This window comes from Streptomyces sp. NBC_00122 (assembly GCF_045160845.1).
Taxonomy (GTDB): Bacteria; Actinomycetota; Actinomycetes; order Streptomycetales; family Streptomycetaceae; genus Streptomyces.
On sequence record NZ_CP108191.1, the window covers coordinates 679372 to 696379 of the forward strand.

The following is a 17008-nucleotide window of genomic DNA, read 5'->3' on the forward strand; positions in this document are numbered from 1 at the left end:
GCTGTCACGGACAACATCCCAAACGGCATGGTTCGGCCGGATCGTCCCCGGGCCGCCTGCTCTACGCTCAGCGCATGGCTTCCATGATCGCATCGACTCCGGTGATCGACCTCAACGCCGATCTGGGCGAGGGTTTCGGCCGGTGGACCCTGACCGACGACGAGGCCCTGCTGTCCGTCGTCACGAGCGCGAACGTGGCGTGCGGCTTCCACGCCGGGGACCCGTCCATCATGCGCCGGGTGTGCGAGCTGGCGGCCGCGCGGGGCGTACGGATCGGGGCGCAGGTCTCCTACCGTGATCTGGCGGGCTTCGGCCGGCGCTCCATGGACGTGCCGGCCGGTGAGCTGGCCGACGAAGTGGCCTACCAGATCGGGGCCCTGGAGGTGTTCGCGCGGGCGGCCGGCTCGCGGGTGTCGTACGTGAAACCGCACGGTGCGCTCTACAACCGCACCGTGCACGACGCCGAACAGGCCTCCGCCGTGGTCGCGGGCGTCCGGATGGCGGCCGGGTCCGGCGCCACGGGCGGCCTGCCGGTGCTCGGCCTTCCCGGATCGCTGCTCCTCTCCGCCGCCGCGGAAGCCGGGCTGGCTCCCGTACCGGAGGCCTTCGCCGACCGCGCGTACACGCCCGCCGGGACGCTGGTGCCGCGCACCGAGCCGGGATCGGTGGTGCACGACCCGGACGCCGTGGTGGCGCGGGCGGTGCGGATGGCCGCCGAGGGGGCGGTCACGGCGGCCGACGGGTCCGAGGTCCCGGTCGCCGCGCGCTCGCTGTGCCTGCACGGGGACACCCCGGGCGCCGCGGAACTCGCCCGCGCGGTCCGGGAGTCGCTGGGCTCGGCCGGGGTCCGGGTGGAGGCCTTCGCGTGAGGACCCTGGTGGTGGGCGGGGAGGCGCTGCTGATCGAGCTCGGCTCGGCGGCCGAGGTCGCCGCGCTCCACGCCGAGCTGCTGCGGCGGCGGGAGGCGGGCGAGCTGGGCGCCGTACGGGACCTCGTGCCCGCGGCGCGCACGGTGCTGCTGGACGGCGTACGGGACCCGGCCGGGCTGGGCGCCCGGATCGCCCGGTGGGAGGTGCCGCCGCTCACGCGGACGCAGGGCCCGCTGGTGACCGTCCCGGTGCGGTACGACGGACCGGACCTGGCCGAGGCCGCCCGGCTGTGGGGGGTGGCTCCCGAAGAGGTCGCGGACATCGTCGGCGGCACCGTCTTCCGGGTGGCGTTCTGCGGGTTCGCCCCCGGCTTCGGCTACCTGACGGGTCTGCCGGAGCGTTTCCACCTCCCCCGGCGGGCCACGCCCCGTACGGCCGTCCCGGCGGGCTCACTGGCGCTGGCGGGCGAGTACGCGGGCGTGTACCCGCGCTCCTCCCCCGGCGGCTGGCAGCTGATCGGGTCCACCGACGCGGTGCTCTGGGATCCGCAGCGGGAACCGGCGGCGCTGTTCGCGCCCGGGGTGCGGGTGCGGTTCACGGAGGCGGCCGGATGAGCGGGCTGCTGGTGGTACGGGCGGGAGCCCTGACGACGCTCCAGGACCGGGGACGCCCGGGGTACGCGCACCTGGGGGTCCCGCGCTCGGGGGCGCTCGACACGGCGGCGCACGCGCTGGCCAACCGGCTGGTCGGCAACCCGCCGGACGCGGCGGCGCTGGAGACGACCATGGACGGGGTCGGGCTGCGGGCCCTCGCCCCGGTGACCGTGGCGGTCACGGGCGCGCCCTGTTCCGTACGGGTGGCAGGCCGCCCGGTGGCCTGGGGAGCCGCGGTCCGGCTGTCGGCCGGTGCGGAGCTGCACGTGGGCCGGGCGGAGTCGGGTCTGCGCGGCTACGTCGCGGTGCGGGGCGGCCTCGCCGTCCCGCCGGTCCTGGGCAGTCGCTCGACGGACCTGCTGTCGGGCCTGGGGCCGCCGGTGCTGTCGGCCGGTATGACGCTGCCGGTGGGTCCCGCCGGGCCGGCCCCCTCCCCCGGGGCGGACGCGTACGGCCTGCCCGGGGCTCCGTCGGAACTGCTGCTCCCCCTGCGGCTGGGGCCGCGGGCGGACTGGTTCACGGAGGCGTCGCTCGCCGGGCTGTGGCGTTCGGTGTTCCGGGTGTCGCCGGAGTCCAACCGCATCGGCCTGCGCACCGAGGCCGGGCCGCCGCTGGTCCGCGGCCGCGCCGGTGAACTGCCCAGCGAGGGCATGGTGCTGGGCGCGGTCCAGGTCCCCCCGGACGGCCTGCCGGTGGTGTTCCTGGCCGACCACCCGGTGACGGGCGGCTATCCGGCGGTGGGCGTGGTCCCGCCGGGCCCGGCCCTGGACGCGGCGGCGCAGGCCCGGCCGGGGGTTCCCGTCCGCTTCCTCCGGTCCCGATGAAACGTTCGAGGGGGCTTCGGCCAAGTACTGGGTGAGGGGGCCGACCGGGTCCCCTACGCAGGGGAGGAACTGGGTGCGCAGCCCACGACACGAGACCGGACCACCGGATCTCACCACGCCCGAGGGATTCGGGGCGTTCTACGAGGAACACATCGACGCCGTACTCGGCTTCGTCACCCGCCGGGTCGCCGACCCGCACCTCGCGGCGGACCTGACGGCGGACATCTTCCTCGCGGCGATGGGATCGGCCGGCGGCTACCGGGGCCACAGGGGAGCTCCGGTCGCCTGGCTGTTCGGCATAGCCCGCAACGTCCTGTCGGGCCACGCCCGGGGGCTGGCCCGCGAGAGCGGCGCGCTGGCCCGGCTCAGTGGGCGCCGCCTCCTCGACGACGAGGACGTCGCCGCGCTGGAGGAACGGATCGACGCCCAGAGGGCTTTCAGGGACCTGGCCGAGCGCCACGCCGCCCTGTCCGAGCCACTGCGTGCCGCGCTCGACCTCGTGGTCGTCGACGAACTCACCCCGGCCGAGGCCGCCCAGGCCCTCGGCATCACCCAGGCGACCATCCGCGTCCGCCTGCACCGCGCCCGGCGCGCCCTGCGCGGCCCGGACTCCCTCGCCGAACCCCAGTTGGAGGCAGCCCGATGAGCGCCAGGCCCAGCGGTTTCGAGGACCGCCTCAAGGCGGCGCTTCTGGCCCGCCTCCCGGAGGCCGCGCCCGCGACCCCCGCCCGGTCCTTCGCCCGGCGGTACGGCATCCCGTTCGCGGTGGGCGCCGCCACGGCCTCCGTGGTCGCCGTCATGACCCTCACGGGCAGCATCCGCACCGGCTCCCTGCCGGCCGGCACGCCGAGCCGTTCGGCCTCGGACGCGCCCGAGATCACGAGGGATCCGGACGGGTCGCTGCGGTTCGATCCGCCCCGGCAGGCGCAGGTCCCGGCCCTGGCCGACCGGCTGAAGGAACTGGGGGTCCGGGCCGTCGCGGTCCCGCTGCTGCCGGAACGCCAGTGCAAGGCGGTCAAGGGCTGGGTCCGAGGCCCGCAGGCCGATCCCGCCGCCGGTCTCTCGCGCGGCGATGACGGACGCACCCTCAAGGTCAACCCGAAGGCGGTCCCCCCAGGACACACACTCTTGGTCACATGGGCGTACTTCCAGCCGTGGTGGGAGGGGAAGCAAGGACTCGCCTTCGGAATCGTGGAGAACGAAGACGTTCCGTACTGCTCGGACGACTACCTGGAGGCCTTCCTCGAGGCGCAGCGGTTGGGGCCCCCCACCCCACCCCCCGGCGTACCGGCCACCCTTTCGCCCTGATTGCGCTGCGCGGCCGCACGCCGTCACAGCACTCGGCCCGGCCCCCCTCTTGTCAGGGGGCCGGGCCCAGTGGTGTCGGTGGGGCCGCCGCAGCACTCGGCCCGGCCCCCCTCTTGTCAGGGGGCCGGGCCGAGTGGCGTCGGTGGGGCCGCCGGCGGAGCTACACGGCGGACTCCGGTGCGATGCGGCTGCGGACCGCCGACTGGACGTCCTCTTCCTCCGCGGGGTCCGCCGCCAGGCGGCGCAGCCGGGGGGCGACGCGTGCGTCGGCTGTTTCGGCCTGGCGGGCCGCGACTTCCCGGGTGGTCTCCTCGCAGTCCCACAGGCATTCGACGGCGAAGCCCGCCGCGAAGGAGGGGTCGGTGCTGGCCAGGGCCCGTGCGGCCCGGCCGCGCAGGTGGGACGAGGCCGTCTCGCGGTAGATGTGGCGCAGTACGGGGGCCGCGCAGCCGATGGCGAGGCGGCCGGCTCCGTCCACCAGGGCGAACAGCCGCCGCGTGTCCGGGCCGGAGCCGCGGACGGTGGAGCGCAGGGCTCCGAGGACCAGGGCGGCGTCCTCGGCTCCGCCCCGGGCGGCCAGGGTGGCCGCGGCGGCCGCTCCCAGGGCGTCGGGGCGGTGGATCCAGCGCCGGGCGCGTTCGACGGCCTCCGGGCCGCACATGCGCTCGTACGCGGCCACGGCCGGCTCGTCGGCGGCGGCTTCGATGAGGTCCAGGACGGCCGGGTTGTCCGGTTCGGCGAGGACCAGGTGGTGCAGGGCGGTGGCGCGGGCGGCTTCGCCGGAGGCTCCGGCGGCCGCCGCGAGGATGGCGGGACGGTCCTCGGGCGCGGCCACGGCGGCGAGGCAGCGCGCGGCGGGCACGTGCAGCGGGGTGCCGCGGCGCAGGCCGTCGGCGGCCCAGTCGAAGACGGCCTGGACGCCCCAGCCGGGCTGGGGGCCCCTGGGCGTCAGCTGGCGCTGCCAGCGGTCGAAGGAGCCTTGCTGACGGGCTGCGCGCAGGCGCTCCCCGTACCGCGGTGACTCCTCCCACAGGCTCCAGGGCCTCGGCTCGTACGCGTCGCGGACGGCAGCGGCCAGCCGCGCCTCGCCCTCCGCCGTGGCGGGGAATCTGGCGAGGACGGATCTGGCGAGGCCGCGCAGCCCCTCGTCGTCGTCGCGCAGGGCGAGCTCGTCGAGGGCCCAGGCCCAGTTCGCCCCGGAGGCGGCGTACCGGCGCAGCAGCATGAGCGCGTCGTCGCGGCCGTACGAGGCCAGGTGGCCCAGTACGGACAGGGCGAGGCCCGTCCGGTGGTCCTCTTCGTCGACGAGGTCGTCGGCGCTGAAGAGGTGGGTCTCGATCTCGCCGAGGGGGCCGTCGAGATCCAGGTACAGCCGGGCGTAGTACAAGGAGCGGTTCTCGACCTGCCAGTCCTGGCGCGGGTCGCGGAGCACGCACTGGTTGAGGGCCGCGAGGGCCTCCGCCCTGGGTGCCGCGAGAGCGTGCAGCGTGCCGTCGCCGCGGCCGCGCTGGAGGAGCCCGAGCAGGGTGCCGCTCGGCGCTATGACTGGTTCGAACATGGGAATGGCCTCAAATCAAGCTGGGGACGCAACCGGGAATCGGGATTCACAGGGCCGCGTAACAGCATGTGAGGACGTCCGCCGTCAGGTTCCGCTCGATGTAGACCATTGCCTTCTCACTCTCGTCGGTGCTCCGCGGCCATGGCGGCCGGTCCGGCAGGGGGGTATGGACACCCGTTGTGTCCAGCCCGCTCCTGCCCGTCCGTCATGTTCGCGAATCGAATCCGTCGCCATGATGACCCAGGCGGTTTGTGCGCCGCGACCACATTTACGGCCGCCGTGACCAACCTGTGAGGTCGGGAAGCGGCCGGGCCCCGCCATGTCACGGGCAAAAACGGATTACTTGGCTCCGAAGAGTTCCAGCAGGTCGGCCTTGGCGAACATGCGCGCCGTGTCCACGGCGGAGGGGGTTCCGGCGTTCGGATCGGCCCCTCCGGCGAGCAGGGCGCGGATGACGGCCTCCTCGCCCTTGAAGACGGCTCCGGCGAGCGGGGTCTGGCCGCGGTCGTTGGCGCGGTCGGCCTCCGCGCCGCGGGCCAGCAGGGCCGCGACGGCGTCGGCGTGGCCGTGGTAGGCGGCGAGCATGACGAGGGTGTCGCCGCGGTCGTTGGTGAGGTTCGCCGGGACCCCGGCGTCGAGGTACGCGGTGAGCGTCTCGGTCTCACCCTGACGGGCGAGGTCGAAGATCTTGGTGGCCAGTTCGATGACGTCCTCGTCGGGGACGTCCTGGGAACCGGGGCCTTCCGCGCTGCGCTCGCTCATCGTTCGTACCGCCTTTCACTCGCTGCTCGTTCCCCCGGGGCCGGGCGGGCAGGGGGGTGCACGGCACTGCGTCCGTACGGGTGAATCGCCAGGGTAGCGCCCGGACCTGCACATGTCCGGGCCAGGCCGAGGCAATGATCACCCTTGCCCCCCTTCACGCCGGACGCGCCAGCCGGGGTGGGCCGGTCCAGTGAAAAACCCCTGGATTCACCCGTATGCACCTTTTGTCGCATTGATACTTCCTGTGAGCCTGGAAGAACTGATGGTGAATGTCCCCACCCACCAGGAGAAACGCACATGGTCCTGTCCATCTCAGGCGTCGTCCTGCTCGGCATCATCTGCTTCCTGTTCTTCAAGAAGGACGGGATGAAGCTGACGCACGCGTTCGTCTGCTCGCTCTTCGGCTTCTTCCTCGCAGGCTCCGCCATCGCCCCCAGCATCACGGCGAGCACGGCGAGCCTCGCGAGCCTGCTCGGCGGGATCAAGCTCTAGGCCGCCGCCGACCGAAGACGCCCAGCCCCACCCGAAGTACCCGAGCATCCACAACTCCAGGAGACGCCCGTGGCCCGGCGCCCACTTCCCCGCATCCTTCAGCGCGGCACCGCGCCGCTGGCCCGGGGCCGCGACATCGCTCGCACGGCCGCCGACAGCGCCACGGACGTCCTCCATCCGCTCCTCACCATCGGACGCGGCCTGCGCGTCCTGGCTTCGGCCGGGCGGCGCAAATGGTCCGAAACCCCCAAGGACAAGCGTGGTCCCGCGCTGTTCCTGGGAGCCGCCTGCGTCCTCGTGGTCGCACTCGTCCCCTACGGACCGCTCACCACCCTGATCACCCTCATGGCGGCGGCGGCCTGGCAGGGACGCGACCGCGCCCCGGTGAAGGCCGGGCCCAGCGATGCCGAGACCGAACGGCTCCGCTCCCTCTACGAAGCCCTCGTGCCGTACTTCTCCATCCCGGAGGATCCGAGCCCGCTCTTCGCCCACGGCGGGGACTGGGACAAGGCCTTCAGCGGCTACGAGTTCGACGAGGCGGGCCGCGTCACCCGGCTCCACATCCGCTACCCGGCCTACTTCACCGATGGCGAGGCCACCTCACGGGCCCGGATCGAGGCATTGCTGCACGCCAAGTCCGGGCGCGGACGGGAGTATCTCTTCGACTGGGACGAGGAGGGCAACCAGCTCGACCTGATGGTGCTGGCGGCGCTGCCGACGGGTGTCGCCGCCCAGCCGTTCGTCACCTCCCCCGGTGAGACCGTCCTCGGCTTCACCGACCCCCGCAGCGTCCAGCGCACCCTGCCCGTCCTGGAGGGCGACGAGCCCCGGGACGTGCCCCCGGTGATCTGGCGCACCGGACCCCGCTCCGGCGAGCCCCACCTGCTGGCCGTCGGCCAACCCGGCAGCGGCACCTCCACCCTGCTGCGCTCCGTCGCCCTGCAGGCCCTGCGGCACGGGGGAGACGTACTGATCGTCGAGGGCGGCGGCAGCGGCGAGTACTCCTGCCTGTCCGGGCGCAGCGGCGTCCTCGGCGTGGAGTGCGGGCCGATCGGAGCACTGTCCACCCTGGAATGGGCCGCCCAGGAGACGGAGCGGCGCCTCATCGCCACCCACCGTGCCCGCGAGGCCGGGCGCCCGGCGCCCGAGGACACCCGCCGTCCCCTGTGGATCCTGCTCGACCGGCCGAGCGTGCTGACACATCTCGCGGCGGCCGAGGGGGCACCCGATCCGCTCGCCCAGCTGCAGGTGCCGCTGCGGCACGGGCGGGCCGCGCACATCACCGTGGTGGTGAGCGAACACTTCGACCACCTGGAGCTGCTGAGCGACGCCGTGTGGCAGCACACCCGCGCCCGCGTCGTACTCGGGCCCGCCGCGATCCAGCAGATCGCCGATGTCCTGGGGCTGCCGCCGCACACCACGCCGACGACCCAGGTGCCGCCGGGGCGCGGCTACGCACGGCTCGGCTCGGGGCCGGTGCACCGGCTCCAGGTGCCCGCCACCCCGGACCCGTACGACGACGCCGCGCACCCGGCCTTCCGCCAGGCCGTGCTGGAGCTCCTGCCGGAGCGGCAGGGTGACGTGACGCTGGGCAAGGCCCGGCGGAGCCAGGCGGTCACCACCTCGGAGATCCCGTGACCCGGCCCCGCACCGGCCAAGAACTGCCTTGTACGGGACCTTCTTACGCCACGAACGTCCGCGGGGGCTCGGCGCCACTGCCTGCCGCGCCCGTGCTGACCAGGGCGGCCGCCGCCGCCAGCCGGGTGGCGGCCTCCTCGGCCACCGGGCCGCCCACGGTGAAGGGCAGCCGGACGTAGCCCTCGAAGGCACCGTCCACGCCGAACCGGGGCCCCGAGGGGACCCGTACACCGACCCGCTCCCCCACCTCGGCCAGCCGGGAGCCCGAGAGGCCGCCGGCGCGGGCCCAGAGGGTCAGACCGCCCCGGGGGACCTCGAACTCCCAGTCGGGCAGTTCCCGGCGCACCGCGGCGACCAGCGCGTCCCGGTTCTCCCTGGCCTGGTCGCGACGGATGCCTACGGCCTCCTGCCAGCCCCCGGACCGCATCAGCCAGTTCACCGCGAGCTGTTCCAGCACCGGCGTGCCCAGGTCCGCGTAGGCGCGGGCGGCGACCAGGCTGCGGATGACGTCGGGGGCGGCGCGGACCCAGCCGATCCGCATGCCGGCCCAGAAGGCCTTGCTGGCGGAGCCCACGGTGATCACGGTGCTGCCTGCCGGGTCGAAGGAACAGACCGGGCGGGGCATCTCCAGATCCGGGTCCAGCCGGAGCTCCAGCATGGTCTCGTCGGCGACGAGGACGGTGCCCGCGGAGCGGGCGGCCTCGACCATCGCGCGGCGCTGCTCCTCGGAGGCGAGGGCTCCGGTGGGATTGTGGAAGTCGGCCACGACGTAGGCGAGGCGGGGGGCGGAGTCCCGCAGGACCTGGCGCCACACGTCCATGTCCCAGCCAGACAGCCCGTCGGCCATGGCGACGGGCACGAGGCGGACCCCGGCCGCGCGCATGAGCTGCAGGATGTTCGCGTACGAGGGCGACTCCACGGCGATCCGCTCGCCGCGCCCGGCGAAGAGGCTGCAGATGGCGTCGATGGCGCCCATCGCGCCGGTGGTGACCATGATCTGCTCGGGCATGGTGGGGATGCCCTGCTCGGTGTAGCGGTCGGCGAGCATCCGGCGCAGGGCGGGCAGGCCGGCCGGGTAGTCGCCGTGGGTGTGCGCGTACGGGGGCAGTTCCTCCAGCGCGCCCTGGACGGCCTTGGTGAGCCAGGGCTCGGGGGCGGGCAGGGCCGCGCAGCCGAGGTCGATCATCGAGCCGAGGGACTCGGGCGGCAGCGGCTCCAGGCCCCGGGCGGGCAGCGGGTTCCCGGCCGGTACGGAGGTCCAGCTGCCGGCGCCCCGGCGGGACTCCAGGAACCCCTCCCCGCGCAGGGCCTCGTACGCGGCGGCGACGGTGGTGCGGCTGAGGGAGAGGGCGACGGCCAGCTCGCGCTCGGCGGGCAGCCGGGCGGCGACCGGGACGCGGCCTTCGAGGACGAGGAGGCGGATCCCGTCGGCGAGGGTGCGGTACGCGGGCAGCTTGCGCGAGCCGGGTGCGGCGGTGCGGTCCTGCTGGGAGGTGATCAGACGGGCGAGCTGTGCGGCACCGACCGCTGAGGTCCATTCGGCCATTGCGTCCGGTCCACCTTCGTCGGATTGGCCTCGACGGGGACGCCTGAGGCCGGGATTGGATTGAAGTCTGCGGACACAGACTGCCACGGGCCGGTCCACCTCCACCAGGGGCGTCCCCGCCTCCGCCCCCCGTTCACCCCGCGTACCAGCAGCACGCCCCGCCACGAGGGATACTGCCGCCGTGACGCACGTACGCCTTCGCCATCCGTATCTGGACCACCCGGCTCCGATTCCCTTCGCACACCGGGGAGGAGCCGCGGACGGGCTGGAGAACACCGCCGCCGCCTTCCGCCGGGCCGCCGAGGCCGGCTACCGGTATTTCGAGACCGATGTGCACGCCACCGCCGACGGGAAGCTCGTCGCCTTCCACGACTCCACGCTGGACCGGGTCACCGACGGGCAGGGCCGGATCGCCGAGCTGCCCTGGAAGCGGATCCGCGAGGCCCGGGTCGGGGGCACCGAGCCGCTGGCCCTCTTCGAGGACCTCCTCGAAGAGTTCCCGGACGCCCGCTGGAACATCGACATCAAGGCCGAGTCGGCGCTGCACCCCCTGGTGAACCTGGTCGCGCGGGCAGGTGTCTGGGACCGGGTCTGCGTGGGCTCCTTCTCCGAGGGCCGGGTGGCGCGGGCCCAGAAGATCGCCGGGCCCCGGCTGGCCACCTCGTACGGCGTGCGCGGGGTGCTCGGCCTGCGGCTGCGCTCGTACGCGATCCCGGCGGCGCTGCGCGTGGGGGCGGTGGCGGCCCAGGTTCCGGAGACCCAGGCGGGGATCCGCGTGGTCGACCGGCGCTTCGTGCGGACCGCGCACGAGCGGGGCCTGCAGGTGCACGTGTGGACCGTGAACGAACCGGAACGTATGGAGGCTCTCCTCGACCTGGGTGTCGATGGCATCATGACCGACCGGATCGACATCTTGCGCGCGGTGCTGGACCGGCGCGGGGCCTGGGCCTGACAAGGGCACGGGTGCCCGCGCGGGCTCCCGGGGGCCGCGCGGTACGGGGACAAGCGAGGGGGCACCGAATGAGTGCGCAGACCGAAGACGAAGCGGAATCCGGCGCCGAGGACGGCAGATCGGCCGCCGCGGCGACGGCGGCGCGCAAGCGCGAGCAGCGGGGCTGGTACTTCTACGACTTCGCCGTATCGGTGTACTCGGCGAGCGTGCTCACCGTGTTCCTCGGGCCGTACCTGACCGCGATCGCCAAGGCAGCGGCGGACACCGAAGGCTTCGTACACCCGCTGGGCGTCCCGGTGCGGGCGGGGTCCTTCTTCGCCTACTCGGTCTCGGCATCGGTGATCCTGGCCGTGGTGCTCATGCCGCTGGTGGGTGCGGTCGCCGACCGGACCGGACGCAAGAAGCCGATGCTGGCGGTGGCCGCCTACACGGGCGCCGCCGCGACCACCGGGATGTTCTTCCTGGGCGGTGAGCGCTACCTGCTGGGCGGGCTGCTCCTGATCGTGGCGAATGCCGCGCTGTCCGTCTCGATGGTGCTCTACAACGCCTATCTGCCGCAGATCTCCACTCCCGACGAGCGGGACACGGTCTCCTCGCGGGGCTGGGCCTTCGGCTACACCGCGGGCTCCCTGATGCTGGTGGTGAACCTGGTGCTCTTCCAGGGCCACGACTCCTTCGGCCTGTCCGAGGGCGAGGCGGTACGGATCTGCCTGGCCTCGGCGGGCCTGTGGTGGGGGGCCTTCGCGCTGATCCCGCTGCGCCGGCTGCGGGACCGCGCCGTGGTCCGCGAGCCCGGGGCGGGTCCGGCCGTCAGCGGCTGGAAGCAGCTCGTCGCGACACTGAAGGACATGCGGCGCTACCCGCTGACCATGTCGTTCCTGCTCGCCTACCTGATCTACAACGACGGCGTGCAGACGGTGATCTCCCAGGCCTCGATCTACGGGTCGGAGGAACTGGAGCTGGAGCAGTCCACCCTGATCGGGGCGGTGCTGCTCGTGCAGGTCCTCGCGGTGGCGGGCGCCCTGGGCATGGGCCGGCTGGCCCGGATCTACGGTGCCAAGCGGACGATCCTCGGCTCACTGGCCGCGTGGGGGCTGACGCTGGCGGCCGGGTACTTCCTGCCGGCCCGGACTCCGGTGTGGTTCTTCGCACTGGCCTCGATGATCGGGCTGGTGCTGGGCGGCAGCCAGGCGCTGTCGCGCTCGCTCTTCTCGCACCTGGTGCCGGCGGGCAAGGAGGCCGAGTACTTCTCCGCGTACGAGATGAGCGACCGCGGGCTGAGCTGGGTGGGACCCCTGGTCTTCGGCCTGACCTACCAGCTCACCGGCAGCTACCGGGACGCGATCATCTCGCTGGTGGTCTTCTTCGCACTGGGTTTCGTGCTGCTGGCCAGAGTGCCGGTGCGGCGCGCGGTGGAGGCGGCAGGCAATCCTGTACCGGAGCGGATCTGAGACCGGATCCGCGAGCGCGCCCGGCCCGGATCCATGAGCGAATTCCGAACGGATTTAGACGTTGAAGCAAAGGGCCGGTAGTGTACGCCTTTGGCCTGCCAGGCGGACCGTTACTGCGCGCTAAAGAAGCGTGGACGTTGGGTGACATCTGCTGCCAGATGTGACAAAACGGGCATTGGTGGGTACAACAAGGGGCGGCACGACGGGCGACGCATGACCCGGAGCGGGAATCTATACCGCCGACCGGACGTTGACCGGATGACGACGACAGCGACACCTGTCCTGTGGGCGACAAAGCCCGGGAGGCACGATTCATGAGTGAGCGAGCTCTCCGCGGTACGCGCCTCGTGGTTACCAGCTACGAGACGGACCGCGGCATCGATCTGGCCCCGCGCCAGGCGGTGGAGTACGCATGCCAGAACGGACATCGATTTGAGATGCCGTTCTCGGTTGAGGCAGAAATTCCGCCGGAGTGGGAGTGCAAGGCGTGCGGCGCCATGGCACTCCTGGTGGACGGGGACGGGCCCGAAGAGAAGAAGGGCAAGCCTGCGCGAACGCACTGGGACATGCTCATGGAGCGGCGCACCCGCGAGGAGCTGGAGGAAGTGCTGGCCGAGAGGCTTGCGGTCCTTCGTTCCGGCGCCATGAACATTGCCGTGCATCCGCGGGACAGCCGCAAGTCCGCCTGACAGCCGGACGTAAACGAACAAGCCGAGGGCCCCGCCACATAGTGTGGCGGGGCCCCTCGGCGTTGCATTTACCCGTCGCCTTTGTCAGGTTTTGCCCGCTTGATGCAGGCTCCTCCCGGACCGGTCGAGTCGGAGTCGCCTACGGGGCGAGCGGGGGCCGGTACGCCGTGTCGCCCGGGCCACCCGTACCGCCCGGCTGCTGCGGCCGGTCCTCGCGGATGACCTCGCCCTGGACGACCTTGCCGTCGGGGTAGTGGATGCGGGTCTGCGTGAAGGCGTCGCCGAAGGAGCCGGCGGGGGCCGAGGCCATCTTGCGCTCCAGCGAACGGGCCGCGCTCCGGCCGATCCATGCCCGGACCGGCGGGAGCAGGCAGAGCAGGCCCGCCACGTCGGAGATCAGGCCGGGCATGATCAGGAGCAGGCCCGCCAGCATGGTGAGGCCGTTGCCCTGGCCGGGCTGCTGCGCGGCGGGCTGCCGTCCCTGCTGGGCCTGCTGGAAAGTGTCCGCGAGGTTCTTGAAGGCACGTCGCCCGGCCCGCTTGATGACCACCACGCCCAGGATCATCCCGCCCGCGAGCAGCGCGGCGACGGCGAGCCCGCCGACCGCGTCGGCGACCAGGCTGAGCAGCCAGATCTCCAGGATCAGCCAGGCGGCGATCGCCAGGGGGAGGAACGTACGGGCGGGTGAGCGCCGCCGGGGGGCCGTCGATGTGGGAACGCCGGTCGTCATGCTCCCAGTGTGCACGGGTCCGTGTAAAAGCGGCCTCAGCCGGAGGTACCGGACATCCCCTAAGGGCTGTCCGGGCCGCTTCCGCAGGTCAGGCCTGTTCCTTGCCCTTGTCCGGTCCCTTGCCCGGGAGCAGCTTGGCCGCCTGGGCCTTGAGGCCCCACTGGGTGACCCGCCACAGGGCCTCCACCACGATGTCCTTGCTCATCTTGCTGTCGCCGAACTCACGCTCGACGAAGGTGATCGGGACCTCCACCACGCGGAAACCCTTCTGCACCGCCCTGCGGGCCAGGTCGACCTGGAAGCAGTAGCCCGCGGAGGCCACCTCCTCCAGGCCCAGGCCCTCCAGGGTCTCGCGGCGGAAGGCCCGGTAGCCGCCCGTCACGTCGCGGATCGGGACGTTCAGCATCAGCCGGGAGTACGTCGACCCTCCGCGCGAGAGGATCTCGCGACTCTTGGGCCAGTTCACGACACGGCCGCCCGGCACCCAGCGGGAGCCCAGGACCAGGTCGGCGCCGGCCAGCGCGGTGAGCAGGCGGGGCAGTTCCTCCGGCTGGTGGGAGCCGTCGGCGTCCATCTCGACGATCACGCCGTAGCCCGCTTCCAGGGCCCAGACGAAGCCGGCGAGATAGGCGGCGCCGAGCCCCTCCTTGCCCTTGCGGTGCAGGACGTGCACGTGGTCGTCGCCGGCCGCCAGCTCGTCGGCGAGCTTGCCGGTGCCGTCGGGGCTGTTGTCGTCCGCGACCAGGATGTGGGCATCGGGCACCGCCGCGCGGACGCGGCCGACGATCAGCCCGATGTTCTCCGCCTCGTTGTAGGTCGGAATGATCACCAAGGCTGTACCGAGCGGCCCGTAGGTCCGCTGTCCGCCGTCGCTCACTGAGTCCCCTTTTGTGCTCTTGCACGTCCTGTACGTCTGGTCGCAGAGGATGACTTTAGAACAGCGATCGGGGCCAGCGGTCCTTCGGGCCGGTCAGACTCCCGCTGGCTGCGGGCCGCCGTGACCGTTGTCTACTGGACCGCCGCGCCCCGACCCCGGGGCCACCCTCCCCCAACTACCGCTGGAGGTGCCCCCACCGGCGAAACCTTCCGTCGCCCCCGAGGCGCGGGCGCGGGTGAAGACGGATCCGTCCGGCACGGGCGTCCTGTGGTGGACCCGGCCGAACCTATCGAGGTCCGGGCGCCCGTACCGAACCGAGGCACATCGGATCACCCCTGTGGGCGTACGAATACCTCCCGCCCGCCGACCACGGTCGCCAGGCACACCGGCAGGTCTGCGCCGGGGGTCAGATCGGGCAGTCCGGGGGTGCCGGAACGGGGGTCCGTGGACCAGCGGGCGACCCGGTCGTCGGGGGCCTGGACGACCAGTTCGGCGGTCTGCCAGACGGCGTAGTCGGCCGGAGCCCCGGGGACCAGCACGCCCGCGTCGTCACGGCCGAGGGCCCGCCAGCCGCCCCGGGTGTGGGCGGTGAAGGCGGCCCGGACGGAGATGCGGTGCTCGGGGGTCCGGTGGAAGGCGGCCGCGCGGACGGTGCCCCACGGGTCGAGCGGGGTGACGGGCGCGTCCGAGCCGAAGGCCAGCGGGACACCGGCCTTGAGCATGGCCGCGTACGGATTCAGGGTGCGGGCGCGCTCGGCGCCGAGCCGGTCGGCGTACATGCCGTCCTCGCCGCCCCAGGCGGCGTCGAAGGCGGGCTGCACGGACGCCGTCAGGCCCAGCTCCGCGAAGGCGGCGATGGTGGCGGGGGTCATCATCTCGGCGTGCTCGACCCGGTGCCGGGCGGCGCGGACCCGCGCCAGGCCGACCTTCTCGGCGGCCGCGCGGACACCCTCCACGACGGCGGTGAGCGCCGCGTCGCCGATGGCGTGGAACCCGGCCTGGAGCCCCGCCTCGGTGCAGGCCGCCACGTGCTCCGCGACCGCGCGCGCGTCCAGGTAGCCGGTCCCGGTGTGCGCGGCGTCGGCGTACGGAGCGTGCAGGCAGGCCGTGTGCGAGCCGAGGGCGCCGTCGACGAACAGGTCACCGGCGGCCCCGACGGCCCCCAGGGCCTTGGCCTGGTCGAGGTCCCGGTCGGCCCAGTACCCGAAGACCCGCGGCCCGGGCCGCTCTCCCGCCAGTGCCAGCAGGTCGCGGAAGTCCTCGGCGGAGGAGATGTCGGGCCCGCCGCACTCGTGCACCGAGCCGATACCGAGCGAGGCGGCCCGGTCCAGGGCGGCCCGCTGTGCCTCGGCGCGCTGGGCGGGGGTGACGGCGGCCAGGGCGGCGGCGCGCACGGCGTGGTGGGCGTCGCGGGTCAGCGGCTCGTCGCCGTCCGGGCTCACGCCGGGGACGAGGTCCAGCAGCGCGGTGGTGACGACGGCCGAGTGCACGTCGATGCGGCTGAGGTAGAGCGGACGGCCGCCGGCGGCTTCGTCGAGCTCGGCGCGGCGCGGGGCCCTGCGCTCGGGCCAGCGGGCGGCGTCCCAGCCGTGCCCGAGGAGCACCCGGTCGGCCGGGCGGCTCGCGGCGTACGCGCGTACGAGGTCCAGCGCGGCGGGCAGGGAACGCGCTCCGGAGAGGTCCAGCCCGGTGAGGGCGAGGCCGGCCGAGGTGGTGTGGACGTGCGCGTCGGTGAAGGCGGGCGTGACGAGCGCCCCGCCGAGGTCGACGACCTCGTCGACGCCCTGCGCGAAGGCGTCGGCCGCGCCTTCGGAGCCGACCCAGGCGACGTGGCCGCGCTCGACCACCATCGCGGTGGCGAACGGGTCCGCGGGGCTGTGTACCTCGCCTCCGCGCAGGAGGACGGTCCTTGTCGGTGCTCCGGCGGCGTCGGCGGAGTCGGCGGTGCGGTCAGTCATGGGGACCAGTCTCGCGCGTCCCCCGGCTCCGCCCGACCGCCGGGTCCCCCCGACGCGGCTAGACGCGGGGCGGGCGGGCCTCGTAGGGCGTGGACAGGACCACCGTGGTGCGCGTCGAGACGTGCGCGAGGGCGCGCAGGCGGCCCAGCAGGTCTTCCAGCTCCAGGGGCGTCGCGACGCGGACCTTGAGGATGTAGTTCTCGTCGCCCGCGACGCTGTGGCAGGCCTCGATCTCGGGCACGCCGGCCAGCCGGTCGGCGATGTCGTCCGGGGCACTCGGGTCGAACGGCTTGACCGAGATGAAGGCCGTCAGCGGCAGCCCGACGGCTTCCGGGTCGACCACGGCCGCGTAGCCGCGGATCACCCCGCGCTGTTCCAGCCGGCGTACTCGCTGATGGACCGCCGACGTCGACAGTCCCGTGGCCTTGCCCAGATCCGTGTAGCTCATCCGCCCGTCCCGCACGAGCAGATCCACGATCTGGCGGTCCAGCTCCTCCATTGCGCTCATAGCCGCTCAACTTAAGCCCAACGGCATCCCAGGCACAGTGCTGTCCGCCCACTGGAGGCATCTGCGCCAGGCATGTGACCAAGGCCACAAGGGTATGCAGGCGTACGCGGGACTGTTGTGGTTACTCGTGCCGCGCGACGGGAAGTGCTTGCTTTGGCCGAGGCCGAAGAACCAGCCCGCCCGGCCCACCCAA

General features: G+C 73.3%; 17 protein-coding genes. 10 read left to right on the plus strand and 7 right to left on the minus strand.

Features of this window, described 5'->3' with window-relative positions; translation table 11 throughout:
• The first annotated feature begins 101 nt into the window (after positions 1-101).
• The 5 genes from OG737_RS03165 (at position 102) to OG737_RS03185 (ending at position 3654) form a co-directional block, all read left to right on the plus strand.
• Positions 102-869 carry a 5-oxoprolinase subunit PxpA gene (locus OG737_RS03165; protein WP_328930198.1) on the plus strand — a complete coding sequence of 256 codons (768 nt, stop codon included), beginning with the start codon at positions 102-104 and terminating at the stop codon, positions 867-869.
• Positions 866-1483: an allophanate hydrolase subunit 1 gene (locus tag OG737_RS03170; RefSeq protein WP_328924596.1), complete on the plus strand. Its 618-nt coding sequence runs from the start codon at positions 866-868 to the stop codon at positions 1481-1483. Before OG737_RS03165 ends, OG737_RS03170 begins: the two co-directional genes overlap by 4 nt.
• Entirely contained in the window at positions 1480-2346 is an 867-nt protein-coding gene (locus OG737_RS03175; RefSeq protein WP_405921162.1) for a biotin-dependent carboxyltransferase family protein, read from the plus strand. The genes OG737_RS03170 and OG737_RS03175 overlap by 4 nt, the downstream gene beginning before the upstream one ends.
• A gap of 73 nt (positions 2347-2419) precedes the next feature.
• Positions 2420-2992: an RNA polymerase sigma factor gene (locus tag OG737_RS03180; RefSeq protein WP_405921163.1), complete on the plus strand. Its 573-nt coding sequence runs from the start codon at positions 2420-2422 to the stop codon at positions 2990-2992.
• Positions 2989-3654 carry a hypothetical protein gene (locus OG737_RS03185; RefSeq protein WP_328924599.1) on the plus strand — a complete coding sequence of 222 codons (666 nt, stop codon included), beginning with the start codon at positions 2989-2991 and terminating at the stop codon, positions 3652-3654. Before OG737_RS03180 ends, OG737_RS03185 begins: the two co-directional genes overlap by 4 nt.
• A 160-nt stretch (positions 3655-3814) precedes the next feature.
• Here OG737_RS03185 and OG737_RS03190 read toward each other — a convergent pair whose 3' ends face one another.
• Both OG737_RS03190 and OG737_RS03195 read right to left on the minus strand, forming a co-directional pair.
• Positions 3815-5212 (minus strand): HEAT repeat domain-containing protein, encoded by a 1398-nt coding sequence (locus OG737_RS03190; RefSeq protein WP_328924600.1) that lies wholly within the window; start codon positions 5210-5212, stop codon positions 3815-3817.
• A 339-nt stretch (positions 5213-5551) separates the two neighbouring features.
• Positions 5552-5974 carry an ankyrin repeat domain-containing protein gene (locus tag OG737_RS03195; RefSeq protein ID WP_405680278.1) on the minus strand — a complete coding sequence of 141 codons (423 nt, stop codon included), beginning with the start codon at positions 5972-5974 and terminating at the stop codon, positions 5552-5554.
• Positions 5975-6271: 297 nt separating this feature from the next.
• On the opposite strand from OG737_RS03195, the gene OG737_RS03200 reads away from it, so the two are divergent.
• Together OG737_RS03200 and OG737_RS03205 are read left to right on the plus strand one after the other, a co-directional pair.
• Entirely contained in the window at positions 6272-6466 is a 195-nt protein-coding gene (locus OG737_RS03200) for a hypothetical protein (protein WP_030031218.1), read from the plus strand.
• A 69-nt stretch (positions 6467-6535) separates the two neighbouring features.
• Positions 6536-8104, plus strand: a complete 1569-nt coding sequence (locus OG737_RS03205; protein WP_328924602.1) for a hypothetical protein — start codon at positions 6536-6538, stop codon at positions 8102-8104.
• Positions 8105-8147: 43 nt separating this feature from the next.
• On the opposite strand, the gene OG737_RS03210 is transcribed toward OG737_RS03205, so the two are convergent.
• A complete protein-coding gene (locus OG737_RS03210; RefSeq protein ID WP_328924603.1) occupies positions 8148-9650 on the minus strand; it encodes a PLP-dependent aminotransferase family protein in 1503 nt (500 codons plus the stop codon).
• A gap of 181 nt (positions 9651-9831) precedes the next feature.
• On the opposite strand from OG737_RS03210, the gene OG737_RS03215 reads away from it, so the two are divergent.
• The 3 genes from OG737_RS03215 (at position 9832) to OG737_RS03225 (ending at position 12742) form a co-directional block, all read left to right on the plus strand.
• Complete coding sequence (locus tag OG737_RS03215; RefSeq protein WP_405680274.1) at positions 9832-10602, plus strand: glycerophosphodiester phosphodiesterase; 771 nt, start codon at positions 9832-9834, stop codon at positions 10600-10602.
• A gap of 68 nt (positions 10603-10670) precedes the next feature.
• Positions 10671-12053, plus strand: a complete 1383-nt coding sequence (locus OG737_RS03220; protein ID WP_405921164.1) for an MFS transporter — start codon at positions 10671-10673, stop codon at positions 12051-12053.
• Positions 12054-12367: 314 nt separating this feature from the next.
• On the plus strand, positions 12368-12742 hold the full coding sequence (locus OG737_RS03225; protein WP_007262928.1) for an RNA polymerase-binding protein RbpA: 375 nt from the start codon (positions 12368-12370) through the stop codon (positions 12740-12742).
• Positions 12743-12881: 139 nt separating this feature from the next.
• Here OG737_RS03225 and fxsA read toward each other — a convergent pair whose 3' ends face one another.
• From fxsA to OG737_RS03245, 4 genes are all read right to left on the minus strand, one after another.
• Positions 12882-13472, minus strand: a complete 591-nt coding sequence (fxsA, locus tag OG737_RS03230; protein ID WP_405921165.1) for an FxsA family membrane protein — start codon at positions 13470-13472, stop codon at positions 12882-12884.
• An 88-nt stretch (positions 13473-13560) separates the two neighbouring features.
• Complete coding sequence (locus OG737_RS03235) at positions 13561-14349, minus strand: polyprenol monophosphomannose synthase (RefSeq protein WP_328924607.1); 789 nt, start codon at positions 14347-14349, stop codon at positions 13561-13563.
• A 329-nt stretch (positions 14350-14678) separates the two neighbouring features.
• Positions 14679-16307, minus strand: coding sequence for an amidohydrolase (locus OG737_RS03240; protein WP_328924608.1), 1629 nt, complete (start codon positions 16305-16307; stop codon positions 14679-14681).
• A gap of 58 nt (positions 16308-16365) precedes the next feature.
• Positions 16366-16806 carry an Lrp/AsnC family transcriptional regulator gene (locus OG737_RS03245; RefSeq protein ID WP_030011705.1) on the minus strand — a complete coding sequence of 147 codons (441 nt, stop codon included), beginning with the start codon at positions 16804-16806 and terminating at the stop codon, positions 16366-16368.
• Between the last annotated feature and the right edge of the window lie 202 nt (positions 16807-17008).

Bases quoted from the DNA above. Each gene is read 5' to 3' on its own strand.
- OG737_RS03175 (WP_405921162.1), top strand. From the start codon at position 1,480: ATGAGCGGGCTGCTGGTGGTACGGGCGGGAGCCCTGACGACGCTCCAG.
- OG737_RS03185 (WP_328924599.1), top strand. From the start codon at position 2,989: ATGAGCGCCAGGCCCAGCGGTTTCGAGGACCGCCTCAAGGCGGCGCTT.
- OG737_RS03190 (WP_328924600.1), bottom strand. From the start codon at position 5,212: ATGTTCGAACCAGTCATAGCGCCGAGCGGCACCCTGCTCGGGCTCCTC.
- OG737_RS03195 (WP_405680278.1), bottom strand. From the start codon at position 5,974: ATGAGCGAGCGCAGCGCGGAAGGCCCCGGTTCCCAGGACGTCCCCGAC.
- OG737_RS03200 (WP_030031218.1), top strand. From the start codon at position 6,272: ATGGTCCTGTCCATCTCAGGCGTCGTCCTGCTCGGCATCATCTGCTTC.
- OG737_RS03210 (WP_328924603.1), bottom strand. From the start codon at position 9,650: ATGGCCGAATGGACCTCAGCGGTCGGTGCCGCACAGCTCGCCCGTCTG.
- OG737_RS03220 (WP_405921164.1), top strand. From the start codon at position 10,671: ATGAGTGCGCAGACCGAAGACGAAGCGGAATCCGGCGCCGAGGACGGC.
- OG737_RS03225 (WP_007262928.1), top strand. From the start codon at position 12,368: ATGAGTGAGCGAGCTCTCCGCGGTACGCGCCTCGTGGTTACCAGCTAC.
- fxsA (WP_405921165.1), bottom strand. From the start codon at position 13,472: ATGACGACCGGCGTTCCCACATCGACGGCCCCCCGGCGGCGCTCACCC.
- OG737_RS03240 (WP_328924608.1), bottom strand. From the start codon at position 16,307: ATGACTGACCGCACCGCCGACTCCGCCGACGCCGCCGGAGCACCGACA.
- OG737_RS03245 (WP_030011705.1), bottom strand. From the start codon at position 16,806: ATGGAGGAGCTGGACCGCCAGATCGTGGATCTGCTCGTGCGGGACGGG.